Source organism: Niveispirillum sp. SYP-B3756 (assembly GCF_009495745.1).
In the GTDB taxonomy this organism is placed as follows: Bacteria; Pseudomonadota; Alphaproteobacteria; order Azospirillales; family Azospirillaceae; genus Niveispirillum.
Genome location: NZ_WIDQ01000023.1, coordinates 14,409 through 30,054, shown reverse-complemented (window position 1 = coordinate 30,054; position 15,646 = coordinate 14,409). Strand labels below are relative to the sequence as shown.

Sequence of the window (15,646 nt, the reverse complement as noted above, 5' to 3'; positions counted from 1 at the left end):
CGGCTGATATCAAACGGCAGTGCCATTCAGCCGGACCCGGCCAACCGTCTCACCGGCCCCGTTGCCAACCGCGGCGATGGCAGCGCCGATCAGGCTGTTGCCGGTGGCAGTCTTGGTGACCTCCCGGGCTGCATTGTCCCAATAGAGCTTGTCGCCAACGCTCCAGGCCTGCGAGGGCGTCTTTTTCATGTCGAAGATTCCGACAAGGACCGCCTCGACCGGTTCGCCCATGGCCGCACTGGTGATGGCAATGCCGAACAAGCTGCCAACCAGCATCCCCTCTCCCGAGGTGACGGCATAGGGGGCGGTCAGGGTGATTGTGTTGCCGGGTTGAACATAGTTCTTCATGGGTGATCTTCCTTGCAGATGCGCGATCAGCGGCGGGGCCGGTCCGGCATGAGGGCGAGGATCAGGCCGGCGGCAGCGGCACCGGCGGTGGCGATGTGATCCAGACAGCCTGGATCGATGCTGGCCCCCAGCGCCGTCAGCAGAGTGGTGAGACCAAGCCAGGTGCTGCGCTCACGCAGGCGTTCGATCAGATAGCGCATGGGATATTCCTTCAGATCGACGGACTAGCGGACCGGAAGCCGCCCTCATCCAGGCCGAGGACGGCGCGATAGTCGAAATTGGGGCAGAGTTTGGCGGCAACCTCGCGGTGCCCGCGCCAGCGCAGGCGCTTTCCCTGGCCGGCATAGGCCGCGTCCATCGCATCAGCCAACCGCCGCAGGGCGTCGAACTGTGCCGGGGTAAAGGTCTTGAAGCCGTGCAGGCAGATGGCGATGGAGCCGCTATTATGGCCTTCCTGGGCCGCCGGGATTTGCTCCAGCGCGCGGCCGCGCTGGATCGTGCCATCGCCGCGGATGAAGAAGTGATAGCCGATGCCGCGCCAGCCGCGCTGGCGGTGCCACTGGTCGATCACCGCCGCATCATCATGAACGGCATGGTCACTGGCGCTGCAATGGATGAAGACCACATGCACCGGCCGCTTGGGCGCGGTGAAGGGCACCGCTGCGCCAGGACGGCTGAGGATGGGAAACGAGTCCGTCATGGCTCAGGCCCCGGCATTCTTGTAGAGGCCGCGCCAGTCGATGGCCTTGGCCCCGAAATCCAGCCGGCACTTGATCTCCACCCCGTCCACATCGAAGCCGTTGCGGGTTTCGATATAGGCGCCCTGCTGGCCCTCCAGATAGGCGTATTCCAGCGTGTCGATCTGGGCCGGGTTGGCCGCCAGATACCAGGCAGTGGCGCTGGCAGCGTCCAGCCGGGGCTCGGCGATGGGCGTCAGGGTACGGATGGAGGCCGGCACGATGTCGCTGGTCTTGGCCGGCGTCAGGTTCTGCGCCACCAGTTGCTCGGCGGTCAGTTCCAGCGCTGCCGGCACGATCAGGAAGGACGGCCGGATGTTCAGCACGGTCTTCTTGTCCAGCCCGGTCTGCTTGGCCATCGCCGCACGGGCGTCACCGATGGCGGTGACGGTCGGGGGTGCTGCGGTGCCGGCGAGGTTCTTGTGGTCGACATGGAACAGCGCCTTGCCGTCGGCCATGGCGGCGTTAGCGGTGAGGATGCCCCAGACCACGTCGCTTTCCAGGGTGGCGATGGCGGTGCCGTACATGGCCGGGATGCGGGTGAAGGCGTCGAGATCATCATTGATCAGCACCTGCCGGGTGATCGCCACCACGCGGCCATAGGTCTCGATGCGGTAGCTTTCCTTGCTCTCGCCAATGGTGCCGCGCTGGAACTCGCCGCCCTCATTGACCTTCAGCAATTGCGGCGCCTCACCGATCTGGACCCGGTGCATGGCCTTGAAATCGGTGGCCAGCACCTGCCGGCAGAACGGCGTGAAGGTGCGTGGATAGACCTCATAGGCCTGGCGCAGGGTCTTGGCGGTGACGGCGGACAGCACCTCGGGGAAGTCGGAGGTGGAATGCAGGGCGCGGGTGGCGATCTCGTCGCGCGACAGGCCGCGCACGGCCACCCCGGCCTGGGTCAGGAACTCGCGGGCCAGTTCCAGCAGGCTGAGGCCGCGATATTCGCGGGCCTGGTCGGTCAGCGGGAACAGGGTCGGGCTGTAGCGATGCAGCAGGGCCGCACTGACCGCCTCGCGCCGCAACAGCCGTTCGTCCTTGCCACCCAGCGGGACGGTCACCTGCGGGAAAATGCGGGTGCGGTCCGACGCCTCCGCCACCTTGTCCAGGATCAGCCGGCGCGCCTCGTCCAGGCCGGTGCCGCGCTGGACCAGATCGTCAGCAAAGCCGCGTTCCAGCCCTAACCGCCCGGCAAGCGCGTGGATGGTGCCAACCCGCTCGCGTTCCGTTTCTCGCGCCCGGGCGACCAGGGTATCGGTATCGGGGGCCGGCGGTGGCGTGGCATCCGTCCCCACCGGCGGGGTCTGCGTTTCATCCATGGCAATCCTCGCTGGAGATGAAGCGGCGTCGCGGCGAACCAGGACGCAGGGCGACAGGGGTTCGGCGCTGCGAAAGCCGGCAGCGGGGTCGGCCCCCACCGGCACGGCGGAAATCTCGAAGGGCGTCCAGTCCACCGCGCGCCACAGTTCCGGCCCTGCGGCCGGTCGCGAGACCTCGAAACGGTGGACCTGATAGCCGATGGAGACGGCGCGTAGATGGCCGGCGCGGATATCTGCCAGGATCGGTTCCACCTCCGCCCGTTCGCTGAAGCGCACGCGGGCGATGCCGCGACCGTTCTCGATGCGGGCGCTACCCGGCACCACCGAACCGATCACCGCGTCCAGGGTGCCCATGTCATGGACCTTCAGCAGCGGTGCCCCGCCATTCAGCCGTTCCAGCCGGACATGGGCGGGGTCGAGGCTCAGTTCCTCGTCGAAGGGCTCCCCGAACAGCGGCTGGCGGCGCACCCGCGCGCCAGTGGACCAGACCAGTTCCACCGAGCGGTCAGCCTCGTCGAAGCTGGCCAGCACAAGGTCAGCCGCGCGGCGCAAGGCCGGCAGGTCAAGGGTGCCGTGCATGATGGGTCAGTCCTGGTTGGAAACAGTCTCACCGGCCTGGATGGTGCCGGTCTTGGTCACCCGTCGCGGATCGCTGTCCAGCACAAGGCCGAGCGCGTCCAGGCGGGCATTCATGGCGGCGATCTCCGTCAGCACCGCTTCGGGATTATGGCCCTGGCGGGAGATCGCCTGGGCCAGCGTCATGGTGCCGGAGCGCATGGCCAGCAGGTCGGCCATGGCGTCCTTCAACGGGTCCACCGCTTCAAAGCGCGGCGGCGACCATTCAACCGGAATGTCCGGGCGCGGCAACCGGCCTGCCGCCCAGGCCTGGGTGGTGAACCAGTCCCAGACCGGCTGGCACAGCATGGGGATCACCAGTTGCCATTGCGCCGCCTCGATCAGGCGGCGGAATTCCACCAACCCGGCGCGGATGCTGGAATAGTTCACCTGGGACAGGTCGCCGGTCAGCAGCTCGTAGGGCATACGAAAGCCGGCGGCGATGATGTGCAACTGCGCCCGCAGCCATTCCGCCACGCCGGCCGTGGTGGCAGGCTGGTTGAAGCGGATATCCTTGCCGCCGCGGGCATAGGCGATCAGGCCGGGCTCGAACTGCTCGACCCGATGGCCATCGGCATCGACCACAGAAGGCGCGATGCCCTGTTCCCCTTCGTCGGCCCCCAGCACGATGCCAACCACGCAGGCCTCGGTCTTCTTGCGCACCAGTTCGGCCTGGGTCCAGTCGTCAAGATCGCGCAGCGCCCGCATTACCGGGGTGCCCCAGGGCACGCCGCGCACCTGGGCGCGCTGCTTCTCGTAGATGTGCGCCACCTCGGCGGCGGGCACGGCGGCGCTGTCCAGCCGGCGGCGCAGGCTGACCACGGCGTCGCCCGGATGCTGGGCGTAGAGCCAATAGGCCCGACGCCGGCCCAGCGGGTCGAACTCGATGCCCTGGACGATCCAGCCGCCATCGGCAAGGTCGCCGTTGCGCCCGGCATCCAGCAGATCCGCCTCGACCAGTTGGATCTGGAGCGGTACCGGCAACCCGTCAGCCGCGCGCCGGGGCCGGCGGCGCAGCAGCACCTCGCCCGCCTCCACCATCTGGCGGCAGGCCAGGGTCTGCAGTCCGTAGACATCCAACTGCCCGTCGGCGTCGCACCGTGCCGACCACTCCTCCCACAGGGCGTCGGTCGCCTTATCCAACCTGTCGTCGCCAGAGGCGGCGCGCGGCATGATGCCGGAACCGACGATATTGTTGACCAGCACCGACACCGCCTTGGCGGCGTGCGGGTTGTTGCGCACCAGATCGCGCATCCGGTCGCGCAGCAGCGCCCCGGCCACCACGATCTCGGCATCGGCCGAACTGCCTGGTGCCCGCCAGCCGTCGGTGCGGCGTCCCTTGGCAGCACCGTCATAGCCGCGGGTCAGCCGGTCGAGGCTTTGGCGGGCCAGCACCCGGCGCAGGGCCGCCTGCGGCGCCACCAGCCCCAGGGCGCGGTCGAGCCAGAGCCCGGCCATCAGCGCTCCCCGCGCCCGAAGCCGGCGAAACCCGCCATCGGCAGCTTGCTCGATGTGTTGCCAGCCATTTCCCGCTCGATGGTGCGGATGCGCGACAGCAGGTCGGCAGCGGAGCCGTAATCGACGCTGCGGCCGTCATAGCTGACGCGCAGCGTGCCGGCGGCATAGGCGCGGCGCAGCGCTTCCAGTTCTCCCTGGGTCCAACTCATCCCAACCATCCCTGATTGCGTCCACCCAGCCAACCGCCCCGACGTTTCTCCCCCGGTGTGGTGGGGCGTTGAAGCTGACCGGCAGTCGGCCCTCCGGCATCCGGCATGATCGGGGCCGGGGTTGTAACTGCATTGGGTGCCGGTCCGACCTGATCTTCCAGATCCCGCCACTTCGCCTCGGTCCAGCGGTCGATGCCGGCGATCCAGGCGGCGGCGCGGGCGTAGACGCGGCAGTCCAGCGCCTCGTTGCGCTCGCGCAGCTTCTGCCAATCCAGCTTGGTGAAGCCGCGTTTGGTCTTCACCGTCACCAACTGCTCGGCCACAAGCTGCTTGACCCATTCGGCCTCCACCCCCTGCGGTAGGTGCAGGCTGCCGGCGGGCACGGTGATGCCGGCGGCCAAATCCTCGTCGGTCGGCCGGACCAGCCGCAGGAAGCGGTAGGTTTCGCTCTTGAAGGTGGCCACCGCCACCGTCCATAGCCGCGCCCCGCGCCGCACCTTGCGGCCGTTCTCGGTGGCATCGACATAGCTGGGGCCGACCACCGGTGCCGCGCGGTTGAAGCCCTCCACCCCCTTGACCGGGGCCACCTGCGCGAAGCCCACGCCCCTTGCCCAGGCATAGACGGCGGGCGCCTCATAGCCGGTGTCGATGGCCAGCCGCGCCAGCCCCAGCCGGCTGCCGTGGGCGTGCGGCCATGTCCGGCCCAGCAGCAGCGTCAACGCCGCCCAGGCTTCCGCCCGTTCGGGTCCGCCCTCAATGACGAGATGGTCGACCAGCCAACTGGTCAGCCCGCGCCCCCAGGCCCAGACCGACACCTCGATCCGGTCCTTCTGCACGTCGGCCCCGGCGGTCAGGAACAGGCCGCCCGTGGGCACCGTGCCGAAGCGGTAGCCGCCGCGCCGCTCGTATAGTCGCTGCCAGTCCGGTGCCTCGCCGCTCTCCTGCCAGGTTTCCCCCAGGGAAGTGTTGACGAAGGTTTTCATCGCCTCGTCACCGGCAGCCTTGGCCGACAGGAAGGTGCGCACCATGTCGGCCAGCCGAACCCAGGTGGAATAGATCTCATTCAGGTGAAAGCCGGCGATGCTCGTAAACGGTGCCTCCGCCCTCCACTCGCCTTTCGCAATCGCCTGCCAGCGCCTTGCATCGCCCCAGACGGCATCGCAATGGATGCAGACATAGCGGGCGCTGTCCGGCCGGGGTTCCGGGTCGCTGTCCCAGCGCACCTGCGCCCAGGCCAGCACCTGATGCTGGCCGCAATCCGGGCACGGCACCCAGAAGCGGCGACGGTCGCTTTCCTCGAACGCCGTTTCGATCCGGCTGGCTCCTTTCAGGGTCGGGGTCGAGACCAGCACGATCTTGCGGTTCCAGAACGTCACCGTGCGTTTGCGCGCCAGCTTGACCGGATCGCCTTCCGCCCCGGCGCTGACCGGATAGCGGTCCACCTCGTCGCACAGCAGGATGCGGATCGGCCGGCTGGCCAGCCCCGACGGCGCATTGGCGCCGACGATGGTCAGGTGGCCGCCGGCAAACCGCTTGTGCAGGATCTTGTTGGAGCCGTCGCGCGACTTGGGATCCGCAATGCGCCCGGCGAGGCACGGCGTATCGCGGGCCATCGGCGCGAAGCGGTCCTTCGACCAGGTCTCGGCGTCGCGCTCGGTGGGCATCACCACCATGATCGGCGCCGGGTCCTGGTCGATGTGGTAGCCGACCGTGTTGTTCAGCACCTCCGTCTTGCCGACCTGGGCCGACGACATCACCACCACGGTTTCGATATCCGGGTCAGAGACGGCGTCCATGATGCCGCGCTGGTATTCGGCCCGCGCGGTGGACCAGCGGCCCGGTTCGGCGCTGGCCTCAGAACTCAGCCGGCGGTTGGCGTCCGCCCATTGGCTCACCGTCAGGTCCGGCGGCGGCGTCAGCATCTGCAACGCCGTCGTCACCAGCTTCGCCAGCCCCGGATGCCCGGTCAGGCGCAGCGGCGACGGCGACCGGCGTCGCCGCAAGTTCGGCGAGCGCCTCGACGATCGCCGACCGGAGAAGGGCGCGGACGGCGGCGGGGTTTGCGGCATCATGGACCAGGGGGGCCAGCTTATCCGGCAGGGCGATCAGGCGGGCGCGCAGCCGGGCTGTCACCGCCGCCCAGGCCAGTGCCGTCTCTGCCGCTGGCACCAGATCGCCGCGCCGTTGCTGCGCGTCCAATTCGGCAAGGTCGGCCTTGGCCTTGACCAGTCGGGTACGTTCGGTGGGCAGGTCGGCGACACCACCCTGCGCCTTCTGCGCCAGATCGCGCAGGTAGCGCACATAGCCGCGCACAGCACCCACGAGATCGTAGGCACCGCGCTCGGCCTTGGGGATCACGCCTTCGCGGCTGAGCTGCTGGACCCGGCGTTCCGACAGGTCGAGCAGCTTGGCGATCACCGCCAGCGGCTGCCCGTTGCCGGCCATGGGCATCGTCCTTCATTGGGTAAAAAAGCAATCAAATCATCGATCTAGGTGCTTGGCTGCGGGGTCGTACAGCGCGATGACGAACACCACCACGATGGAGGATGCGATGCCGAAGCCCCGCGACAACACCCAGGCCCTGGACGCCTTCCTGGCCCGCAAGGCAGAGATCGACACGATGTTGGCGCGGCTGACGACGCTCAGCGCAGACCACTTCAACGTCGCGCCCGACGACATCCACTGGGGCCATGTCGGCACCCTGGCGACCTACGCTGAGCTTCTGAAGCGGATCACCGATGCCGCCTTCCACGAGGGCGAACACGCCGACTGAAGGCAAGCCCGCCGCCACCAGCCCCGACCGGGTTTGCCCGGCGGGGCTCAGGCTGGTGGAAGCGTCCGGATCGGCCGGGCGCTGACCAACGGGAGACGCCGTGATGACCAGCCTGTCCAACCTGACCTTGCCGCAACTGGCCGCCGCCTATGGCGTCCTGGCCGGTGTTACCACCACCCCGAAGACCTTCAAATGCCGCGCCATGGCGATCAGCCGTCTGGAAACCTTGTTCAGCGAGCGGGGGCTGACCGTTGACGATGCCATGCGGGCCGCCGGTCTATCGCCCACGACACCGTCTCCGCCGCAACCTGACCTGGATGCCGCCGTCACCGCCATCGAACAGACCCTGGTCGCCGAACCACCCCGACCGGTCAAAAGCCGTGCCGACAGCAAACAGGCCCAGGTGATCGCCATGCTCCGTCGGCCGGAAGGGGCCACCATCACGGAGATCGCGGCGGCCACCGGCTGGCAGGGTCATACAGTCCGGGGCTTCTTTGCCGGGGCGCTGAAGAAGAAGCTCGGGCTGAAAGTGACCTCGGAGAAGGTCGAGGAACGCGGGCGGGTCTATCGGGTGGTCCAGACACCCTTCACACATTCGCTCCGCTCTGCCGCCGCCGTGCCCGGGAGGCGGTGCAACACTTCAGAAGCACCGTCCTAAATATGTTGCCCCCTGCATTGACGCGACGGAACCACAGCATTAAGGTATAGTACCATCAGAGCAGATCTTATCGGTTTCGACCGCACAACACGCCCAGCAAACAACGCCGCGAAGAGTAAAAATGAATATCCTTTCGGGCTATATATCGATAATTATTGTATTTTTATTCTTCATTTTATTTATTCCATTGATGATCGTCATAATTTTTCTTGCTTTTAAGTGCATGTATCTTACAATTTATTTTGCTGTTTGCGCTTCATTTCATGCAGTCAGTTGCGTACTACAGATGGAAGTAAAGACAACAAATCTCCAATCAATTTTCCAGCTTGGCGCTGCTTTGTGTCTGGCACTCACTGCGGCGGGCCCCCAAATCAGAGAGCTTCTGACCAATCATTTCAACGAACTGAACGTAATCCGCGAATCCGCTGCTGGGCTGAAAGATCAGGTTGGAGCACAAGCATCGCGCCACATGGAAATGCGCGTGAAAATACTCGATTTCCTCGAACGGATCATCGAAAAAGAAATCAATGATATAAAGTCATCAAATCCACACCAGCTTTTTTATTATACTTGCTTGTCAATTTTTAACATTATCTTTCTATTAATTGTGACATTTTGGGAGAGAAATATATCAGCAGCACTCTCTGTTCCTTTCTTGTTGGTCGCCCTACTTCCTCCAGTTCTTGTTCCACTTCAGATTTTTCCAAGGCTTTTTTTGTTGGCTCGGTATATTAAGCAGGTTTTGGATTCAGTCAGGTATATTCCTTACAGCGGCGACGATGAAGAACAACTAAAACGAATTCTCCATCAGGTAGCTCAGCGTGCCATTTCGCAGGCGCGCCCAAGTTAATCTTGTTCAAGTCGGGTTGCCTTTTGCCCGGTGAACCCCTCCCAGCGCCGCACGATCACGTCGCAATAGGCCGGGTCCAGTTCCAGGGCGTAGCAGACCCGGCCCACCGTTTCGGCGGCGACCAGGGTGGTGCCGGAGCCGCAGAACGGTTCATAGAGGACATCGCCCCACGCGCTGTTGTTGACGACGGGGCGGCGCATGACCTCCACCGGCTTCTGGGTGCCGTGGGGCGTGGCGGCATCCTCGCCGCCGGCAGGGGCGATCGACCACAGGGTCGACTGGTCGCGTGCCCCCTGCCAGTGGCTTTTGGCGCCCTTGCGCACGCCGTACCAGCACGGCTCATGCTGCCAGTGATAATCCCCGCGCCCCAGAGCGAAACGGCTCTTCGACCAGACGATTTGTGCTCGGATATCGAAACCGCAGGCCGCTAAACTCTCGGCCACCGTGGTGGCGTGGATGGCGGCGTGCCAGACATAGGCGACGTCGCCAGGAAACAGCGCCCAGGCATCACGCCAGTCAGCGCGGTCGTCATTGGCGACCTTGCCGGTGCGCTTCGTCTTCGCCACGCCCGCCTGGTTGCGCCAGGACGGATCGTATTCCACGCCATAGGGCGGATCGGTCACCATCAGGTGCGGGCGCGCACCGGCCAGCAGCCGCTCGACATCGCCGGCCAGGGTGGCGTCGCCACACAGCAGGCGATGGGAACCAAGGATCCAGAGATCCCCCGGTCGGGTCACAGGCTCGGCAGGCGGTTCCGGCGTGGCGTCCTCGTCCACCAGCCCCGGCGCCGGGTCGTCCAGGTTCAGCAGCCGGTTCAGTTCCCCGGCATCAAAGCCGAGCCCGTCCAGCGCGGTGCCTTCTTCGACCAGCCGCGCCAGTTCGGCCGACAGCAGCGCATCATCCCAGCCCCCGTTCAGGGCGATCCGGTTATCGGCCAGGCGGAAGGCACGGGCCTGTGTCTCGGTCAGGTGGCCAAGCCGAATCACCGGCACTTCCGCCAGCCCCAGCCGCCGCGCCGCCAGCAACCGTCCATGGCCGGCGATCAGCACGCCGCGATCGTCGACCAACACCGGGTTGTTGAAGCCGAACTCGCGGATGGAGCCCGCGATCTCCGCCACCTGCGCCTCGGAATGGGTGCGCGCGTTGGCTGCATAGGGCAGCAGCCGGTCCAGCGACCAGCGTTCGATCTGGATATCGGTCAGCATCGGATCAGGCAGCGATGGCCAGGGTCACGCCCCGCGCAGCGGCGGTTTCGGCGAAGGTGCCGCCACCCTCCAGCCTAGCCGGGGTGGCGGGGAACAGTTCGTTCCAGCGGCGCACCGCCACGTCGACATAGGCCGGTGCCAAATCGATGGCGCAAACCCGCCGGCCGGTGCGTTCGCCGGCGATCAGGGTGGTGCCGGAACCGGAGAACGGCTCATAGACGACATCGCCTGGATCGGCATAGGCGTTCAGGACCAGTTCGGGCAGCGCCACCGGGAACACCGCCGGGTGCTCCACCTCGATGCCGCGCGCCTTGTGCCGGCCGATGCGGATCACGCTGTCGGGGATGCGGTGCGTCTGGGTCGGCTGCCCCGCATGGGTCCAGGCCCCAACGGTGCCGTCGGCCTTGCGCATGGCGGTGGAATGGCCGTCGGCCCGCAAGTGGGTGTCGAGGCCGGCATATTTGCAGGGCACGATCTTGTTGGGCTTGCGGCCCTGCCGGTTGAAATGAAAGACGAACTCGAAGCTCGGCGCCAGCCGACCACCCCAGTCGCCGGGCAGCCCCGGTCCCTGGTCCCAGACGTAAATGCCGAAGCGGCGCCAGCCCTGGGTCCGCATCCAGTCCAGCCAGTCCGACCAGTACGGCAGCCACTCGCCGTCGCGGTGGATCAGCCCGAGATTGACCAGCACCTGCCCATCAGGGGCCATCGGCAAATGGGCGAACACGCCCTGCATCAGCGCATCCCAACGGGCGATGCCGCCGGTGGTGTAGTCGCGCTGCTGCCCATAGGGCGGGCTGGTGAAGCACAGGGCGGCACTGTCCCCGCCCATCACCTGTGCCACCGCCGCCGGGTCAGTGCTGTCGCCGCAGAGCAGGCGATGTTCCCCCAGCAGCCAGAGGTCGCCGGCCCGTGTCACCGGATCGGATGGCGGCTCCGGCGCCGCGTCGGGATCGGCGCTGTCGGCGGCGTCGGTATCCTGGTCCGCTGTGTCGTCCAGTGCGGCCAGGATGTGGTCGATCTCACCAGCGTCGAACCCGGTTAGCGTCAGGTCCACCGCGTCGATGCGCAGGTCCTTCAGTTCCAGCGCCAGCAGCTCGTCGTTCCAGCGCGCGTCCTGGTGGCTGCGATTGTCCATCAACCGGTAGGCTCGCGCCTGCGCCGGCGTCAGGTCGGTGGTGACATGGACCGGGACCGTGGTCAGCCCCAGGCGACGTGCTGCCTCCAGCCGTGTGTGGCCGGCGACCACCACCATGTCCCGGTCCACCACGATGGGCTGGCGCCAGCCATATTCGGCGATGGACGCCGCCACCTTGGCCACCGCCTCGGCATTGTGCCGCGGGTTGCGGGCATAGGGGACCACCCGCTCGATCGGCAGGTTGATGATCTCCACGATCTCTCCTGAAAGCGAAACGGGCGGCACACAGACGATGGCGGAAAACGAAACGGTCCGGCATCCAGCGTTTCGTCAATCGGCGGGGGCCGGATGCCATAAGCCCTTGGCTTTGCAGGTCCGGCCCGGTTGGCGAAACGAAATGCCCTGATTTTTCCGCGTTACTGGCGGAATGCCGAACCTCTGCCGCCAGCATAGGGTATCGGCCAGGAAGGAACCGCGAGGCCGCAACCTTATTGCTCGCCGCCGGCCGGATCAGCAATGAGACGATCCCTCCGGCCACCCCGGCGGCGATGGGCGCGCCTGCGCACCTCGCCTGAGCATGATGGAAATCTACCCCAGAACCGCCTTTCCCGTCTCAGCGAAAAGTGTCTGCCCGGTCGATTGCGCTACCCTACGCTGCCGCACGCCGCACGGACCATCGCGATCACCTGCTGGCGCGACCGCTTGCCCGGCACCCGCCGCCCGTTAAGCCGCCAGGCGATGACACAGAGCGCGTAGAGCCAGTGCTGGTGGGCGGCAGCGCGCGCCAGACCGACCTTCCAGCATACCTCCTTCCAGCGTTCGCCGCCGGCCCGCAGCCAGACGATCCGGGCATCCACCGGATCGAGCCCGATGGTCCAGCCAAGGCATTCCTCCATGCGGCTGATGGCGGCGGCGGTGGGTAGCGGCGGGCGAAGCCGGGGCGGCTCGCGCCCGACCAGATCGCAGAACTCGGGCACGATCTGCGGCCAAGTGTTGAAGTAGCCGCCGATCCGGCCTTCGGGCAGGCGCTTCAGCACATCGGCTGCCTCGGTCAGCCGTTCCTCGACCAGCAACGGGGTCCAGACGGGATCAGCCATGAGGCACCTCCCGGTCCGGGCGATCGCCATAAAGTTTGCGTCCCAGTTGGCGGACCAGTTCACGTTCCGGCCAGGACAGGCGGGCATCATCGGCGCTGACCACCAGGATGCCCTGAGCCCGCCAGCCGTCGCGCTTGATGGTTTCCGGCGGCGTGCGGTCGCCACCAAACCCTTTGGGCAGGAAGCTCACGACACACCTCCCGCCCGGTGCTGGATGGCCCAGAGCAGCAGGGCGATGGCGTCGGCCTCGTTGTCGTCCGCCGGATTGAACCCGCGCGCCCCGATGGCGGCGATCACCGCCTCCTTGCCGGCATTGCCCTTGCCGGTTGCAAAGCGTTTGATGGTGCCCACCGGCACCGCCTCATAGGCGACATTCCGGTCCTCGCACCAGGCGGTCAGCGTGGCGAGGAAGCCGCCATAGACATGGGCAGCATCGGTGCCGGCATGGCGGCGGACCTCCTCATAGACGATAAGGCCGATCCCGCCATTGGTGGTGGCGATCTCCCCCAGCCAGCGCCGGAAACGCAGGTAGCGCATACCGCCGCCGGACCAGCGGTCCTGGCGGAAGGCCTCGGTGCCGGAGACGATGGTGCCGTCACCGGCACGCAAGGCCCAGCCCATGACCGTGCCCAGGTCGAGGGCTAGGATGGATTGCGGTGGCCGGCTGGCCCCATTGGGGGCTGGCCTGGGGTCCGGCGCTGCCGGAACAGAATGCAGGAGAAACATGATGAAGGCTCACGCATGGGTGGGCCTTCGGCTTCGGTCACGAGGATGGAATCACAGGCCGACGGACGGCGCAAGAGGGTCGTTTGCTTGCTGCGCGCATCCCTTGGCGGTCCCAACCGTCCCATGTCCCAACGGGGGGTGCAAACATTCTATAGCAAAAATAATTTTAGCCATATTATGTGTATAAGTGTCAATCAACCGCACCCCATTGGTGATTTTTCTCTCTCCATAATGCCTTTGCCAGAGGTTGGGACCGTTGGGACGGATGGGACAAAGCCAGGATTTCAGCGGGCTTCAGCGTGTCCCAACCTCCTGATGAGGTTGGGACGGTTGGGACGTGCCGGGCGGGGTGAGTTGGAACTGGGCTCGGGCTTTATCCCAACCTTGGCAGACGGCGCGGGTGTGTTTCAGAGAGGTTGGGACAGCGATCCGCAGCAGGCGATCGGGACAGTGTTGGCCATGTTTCCGGTCGCCAAACGTCCGTTTGACAGATGCCAGACGGTAGGTGGGGATCTATGATCCCTTTGTACGGCTGCTTAGCGCCCCATGTCGGTCAAAGACGCCTTCATCCTGCGTGCCTGTAAGCAGACACGGTATTGGTGGCGGCGTCGCGTCACCTATGCCCACCAGTTCCGAACGTCCGCAGCTCCGGGCCTATTGATCGCAAGCTTCCGCATGTACCAACTGGAGCGCGCTCCCGTAGTCGGACCGGGATATCACCTGCGAGAAGTCGATAGCTTGACTGAGCCACCCCATCCGGGAACGGCAGCACCAAGGGGTACTAGACACGCTCCCGAAAAAAATTCTGGTTTTTTGGAGCGACACGAGCGTAAATTGTTCCTGCCATTTTAGAGTGTTCAGGGTCATGCTGTGTTAGAAGAACTGATTAAGATAGAAAAAAAGATTGAAGGCCTTGCAGATGCAGAGCTTGCAAGTGGTCAGCCGTACTTACTTAGCAAGCTTGGAATGGATTTAGGTCCAGACCTAAAAATCATTAAGCAAGAGGCCGAGACACTTGCTGAGTTCATCAAGAGCAGATTTAGCGAAAAATATGATATTATTTCTACTGGAAAGTATGGAAACATCCAGTCGCTGGTAAGTAAAAGTTCGGTCATACCTAACGCTGGCAATCGAACAAATGATTTAGGAGAAGAGAAACGAGCCGAACGTTTCAATTATCGTTTCTGGGCTGCCTTTTCAGTGCCGATTGAGGGAAACTCCCGCTTCCTCAATATTGAAAACTTTATATTTGAAGACACCGATGTCGCCCCCTCTGCCGCTCACGAAATCATAGAGGCTGAATTCATCGCTCCAGAAGAGGCGAAGGATCGCGACAAGCTAATAATCGAGAATATTCGCCGCTGGATCGATGCCAAGGGGTTCAAGACGGAACAGTTCCTAGCGAAGCGCCGCATAGGACAAAGTGCGAGCTCTGCAACGCACAACCGTACACTGCTGCACGCATTTGTGGACGCCCTAGACAAGAAACAGTTGTCGTCGGTGTCGCTGCCTCTAGACGTTGTCGCAGCTCTCCTCAACAGAAGCGCCTAGTTGTTGAGCGTGGAGCAGGTATGCCGGAATATTCCATCGTCATTGCTGGCCTTCCAACTCTGCTGTTTGATCGGCTTCGGAAGGAGCCCGAAATCAAAATTGCACCGGGTGGAAAACTCTTCCTATCACCCAACCCTTGGACTCAATGCTACAGCCCAAAGCACGTCGACAACCTGATCAGCCAGCTTTTCGAGTACTACCTAACGCGACCTGAGAAGGACCCAATAGTGACGCTATTGCTTTACGCTGATTATGCTGATGAGAGCACAGGCAAGCTGTTAAATAGGTTCTTTCCATTCGCCCTTCCCCGCCGCTTGCCACTCCCGGATCTTTCCGCAGCGAAGAGCACGCAGGAGCATAACAGGCTACTTAATGGCTTCGCCGCCGACGTAATAGATGCCAGCAGGAGGCTAAGAACGACCTCAAACAAAATATCCCATAAAACTCACGTCCACAATCTCAACCCACTGCTATTGCCGGTTCGAAATTTCCAGGGCAGCGAATTGTCCAAGCTACTTTGGAAGATCTATACGGAAGCGTCGTATAGCGACGATCCAGAGAAGCTATTGGACGGCGAGATAGAGAAATTTCTCGCCAAACATCCGTGGGTTACGCCACCAGAGGGACAGAAACGCGCACTCAGTGATGGCGTTCTCTACTTTAAAAGTCCTGGAAATGACCGTCATGGCTTTATGAGGAACAGTGTCGCCAAGATACATCCAATCGATTGCCTTCTGAACGCTCGTAGTCGCTTAGGCGGCAAATACGACTACTGCTTCCACTACGACTGCACTCCGGTCAAAGGCAAGCTCAAGGCAAGTTATGACAACTGCCATGGCCATCAAAGTCCCCCCAAGGAAAGACACGTCAATATCGCGCCAAACGACTTCATTATTTGAGCGCAATGAGAAAGGGCCGATAATGAGAAAGGGCCGATGTCGCTACTAGCACCATCGACCCCATTT

At 64.1% G+C, this 15,646-nt stretch carries 18 protein-coding genes; 5 read left to right on the top strand and 13 right to left on the bottom strand.

Annotated elements, in window-relative coordinates; genetic code table 11:
* Positions 1 to 9 precede the first annotated feature (9 nt).
* Genes GE253_RS23985 through GE253_RS26390 form a run of 8 tightly spaced genes read right to left on the bottom strand, consistent with a single transcriptional unit; the run spans position 10 to position 7,131 of the window.
* Positions 10 to 348: a DUF2190 family protein gene (locus tag GE253_RS23985; RefSeq protein ID WP_153206687.1), complete on the bottom strand. Its 339-nt coding sequence runs from the start codon at positions 346 to 348 to the stop codon at positions 10 to 12.
* A gap of 26 nt (positions 349 to 374) precedes the next feature.
* Entirely contained in the window at positions 375 to 548 is a 174-nt protein-coding gene (locus GE253_RS25950) for a hypothetical protein (RefSeq protein WP_173012807.1), read from the bottom strand.
* 11 nt (positions 549 to 559) lie between these two features.
* Positions 560 to 1,048: an N-acetylmuramoyl-L-alanine amidase gene (locus GE253_RS23980; RefSeq protein ID WP_153206686.1), complete on the bottom strand. Its 489-nt coding sequence runs from the start codon at positions 1,046 to 1,048 to the stop codon at positions 560 to 562.
* Between the two features lie 3 nt (positions 1,049 to 1,051).
* Positions 1,052 to 2,983, bottom strand: a complete 1,932-nt coding sequence (locus tag GE253_RS23975; RefSeq protein ID WP_153206685.1) for a prohead protease/major capsid protein fusion protein — start codon at positions 2,981 to 2,983, stop codon at positions 1,052 to 1,054.
* A 6-nt stretch (positions 2,984 to 2,989) separates the two neighbouring features.
* Positions 2,990 to 4,477 (bottom strand): phage portal protein, encoded by a 1,488-nt coding sequence (locus GE253_RS23970; RefSeq protein ID WP_153206684.1) that lies wholly within the window; start codon positions 4,475 to 4,477, stop codon positions 2,990 to 2,992.
* Positions 4,477 to 4,686, bottom strand: a complete 210-nt coding sequence (locus GE253_RS23965) for a hypothetical protein (RefSeq protein ID WP_153206683.1) — start codon at positions 4,684 to 4,686, stop codon at positions 4,477 to 4,479. The genes GE253_RS23970 and GE253_RS23965 overlap by 1 nt, the downstream gene beginning before the upstream one ends.
* Positions 4,683 to 6,626: a phage terminase large subunit family protein gene (locus tag GE253_RS23960; protein WP_348770943.1), complete on the bottom strand. Its 1,944-nt coding sequence runs from the start codon at positions 6,624 to 6,626 to the stop codon at positions 4,683 to 4,685. Before GE253_RS23960 ends, GE253_RS23965 begins: the two co-directional genes overlap by 4 nt.
* Positions 6,541 to 7,131: a terminase small subunit, Nu1 gene (locus tag GE253_RS26390; protein WP_247878844.1), complete on the bottom strand. Its 591-nt coding sequence runs from the start codon at positions 7,129 to 7,131 to the stop codon at positions 6,541 to 6,543. The genes GE253_RS23960 and GE253_RS26390 overlap by 86 nt, the downstream gene beginning before the upstream one ends.
* Before the next feature lie 76 nt (positions 7,132 to 7,207).
* Here GE253_RS26390 and GE253_RS23950 point away from each other — a divergent pair, with 76 nt between their 5' ends.
* From GE253_RS23950 to GE253_RS23940, 3 genes are all read left to right on the top strand, one after another.
* Entirely contained in the window at positions 7,208 to 7,459 is a 252-nt protein-coding gene (locus GE253_RS23950; protein ID WP_153206681.1) for a hypothetical protein, read from the top strand.
* A gap of 103 nt (positions 7,460 to 7,562) precedes the next feature.
* The gene (locus tag GE253_RS23945) at positions 7,563 to 8,117 is read left to right on the top strand and encodes a DUF3489 domain-containing protein (protein WP_153206680.1); all 555 of its coding nucleotides are present in this window, start codon (positions 7,563 to 7,565) and stop codon (positions 8,115 to 8,117) included.
* A 121-nt stretch (positions 8,118 to 8,238) separates the two neighbouring features.
* Positions 8,239 to 8,967: a hypothetical protein gene (locus GE253_RS23940; protein WP_153206679.1), complete on the top strand. Its 729-nt coding sequence runs from the start codon at positions 8,239 to 8,241 to the stop codon at positions 8,965 to 8,967.
* Here GE253_RS23940 and GE253_RS23935 read toward each other — a convergent pair.
* From GE253_RS23935 to GE253_RS23915, 5 genes are all read right to left on the bottom strand, one after another.
* Positions 8,964 to 10,172 carry a DNA methyltransferase gene (locus tag GE253_RS23935; RefSeq protein WP_153206678.1) on the bottom strand — a complete coding sequence of 403 codons (1,209 nt, stop codon included), beginning with the start codon at positions 10,170 to 10,172 and terminating at the stop codon, positions 8,964 to 8,966. The genes GE253_RS23940 and GE253_RS23935 overlap by 4 nt on opposite strands.
* Before the next feature lie 4 nt (positions 10,173 to 10,176).
* A complete protein-coding gene (locus GE253_RS23930; protein ID WP_348770942.1) occupies positions 10,177 to 11,562 on the bottom strand; it encodes a DNA modification methylase in 1,386 nt (461 codons plus the stop codon).
* Between the two features lie 389 nt (positions 11,563 to 11,951).
* Entirely contained in the window at positions 11,952 to 12,404 is a 453-nt protein-coding gene (locus GE253_RS23925; RefSeq protein ID WP_153206677.1) for a DUF6362 family protein, read from the bottom strand.
* Positions 12,397 to 12,594, bottom strand: a complete 198-nt coding sequence (locus GE253_RS23920) for a hypothetical protein (RefSeq protein ID WP_348770941.1) — start codon at positions 12,592 to 12,594, stop codon at positions 12,397 to 12,399. Before GE253_RS23920 ends, GE253_RS23925 begins: the two co-directional genes overlap by 8 nt.
* Entirely contained in the window at positions 12,591 to 13,025 is a 435-nt protein-coding gene (locus GE253_RS23915) for a hypothetical protein (protein ID WP_153206715.1), read from the bottom strand. The genes GE253_RS23920 and GE253_RS23915 overlap by 4 nt, the downstream gene beginning before the upstream one ends.
* 975 nt (positions 13,026 to 14,000) lie before the next feature.
* On the opposite strand from GE253_RS23915, the gene GE253_RS23910 reads away from it, so the two are divergent.
* Positions 14,001 to 14,681: a hypothetical protein gene (locus GE253_RS23910; protein WP_153206675.1), complete on the top strand. Its 681-nt coding sequence runs from the start codon at positions 14,001 to 14,003 to the stop codon at positions 14,679 to 14,681.
* 20 nt (positions 14,682 to 14,701) lie between these two features.
* Positions 14,702 to 15,580: a hypothetical protein gene (locus GE253_RS23905; protein WP_153206674.1), complete on the top strand. Its 879-nt coding sequence runs from the start codon at positions 14,702 to 14,704 to the stop codon at positions 15,578 to 15,580.
* Positions 15,581 to 15,646 lie beyond the last annotated feature (66 nt).

Excerpts from the sequence above, each read along its gene's own strand:
- GE253_RS23985 (WP_153206687.1), bottom strand. The coding sequence starts at position 348 with ATGAAGAACTATGTTCAACCCGGCAACACAATCACCCTGACCGCCCCC.
- GE253_RS25950 (WP_173012807.1), bottom strand. The coding sequence starts at position 548 with ATGCGCTATCTGATCGAACGCCTGCGTGAGCGCAGCACCTGGCTTGGT.
- GE253_RS23980 (WP_153206686.1), bottom strand. The coding sequence starts at position 1,048 with ATGACGGACTCGTTTCCCATCCTCAGCCGTCCTGGCGCAGCGGTGCCC.
- GE253_RS23975 (WP_153206685.1), bottom strand. The coding sequence starts at position 2,983 with ATGCACGGCACCCTTGACCTGCCGGCCTTGCGCCGCGCGGCTGACCTT.
- GE253_RS23970 (WP_153206684.1), bottom strand. The coding sequence starts at position 4,477 with ATGGCCGGGCTCTGGCTCGACCGCGCCCTGGGGCTGGTGGCGCCGCAG.
- GE253_RS23965 (WP_153206683.1), bottom strand. The coding sequence starts at position 4,686 with ATGAGTTGGACCCAGGGAGAACTGGAAGCGCTGCGCCGCGCCTATGCC.
- GE253_RS26390 (WP_247878844.1), bottom strand. The coding sequence starts at position 7,131 with ATGGCCGGCAACGGGCAGCCGCTGGCGGTGATCGCCAAGCTGCTCGAC.
- GE253_RS23950 (WP_153206681.1), top strand. The coding sequence starts at position 7,208 with ATGACGAACACCACCACGATGGAGGATGCGATGCCGAAGCCCCGCGAC.
- GE253_RS23945 (WP_153206680.1), top strand. The coding sequence starts at position 7,563 with ATGACCAGCCTGTCCAACCTGACCTTGCCGCAACTGGCCGCCGCCTAT.
- GE253_RS23940 (WP_153206679.1), top strand. The coding sequence starts at position 8,239 with ATGAATATCCTTTCGGGCTATATATCGATAATTATTGTATTTTTATTC.
- GE253_RS23935 (WP_153206678.1), bottom strand. The coding sequence starts at position 10,172 with ATGCTGACCGATATCCAGATCGAACGCTGGTCGCTGGACCGGCTGCTG.
- GE253_RS23925 (WP_153206677.1), bottom strand. The coding sequence starts at position 12,404 with ATGGCTGATCCCGTCTGGACCCCGTTGCTGGTCGAGGAACGGCTGACC.
- GE253_RS23915 (WP_153206715.1), bottom strand. The coding sequence starts at position 13,025 with ATGGGCTGGGCCTTGCGTGCCGGTGACGGCACCATCGTCTCCGGCACC.
- GE253_RS23905 (WP_153206674.1), top strand. The coding sequence starts at position 14,702 with ATGCCGGAATATTCCATCGTCATTGCTGGCCTTCCAACTCTGCTGTTT.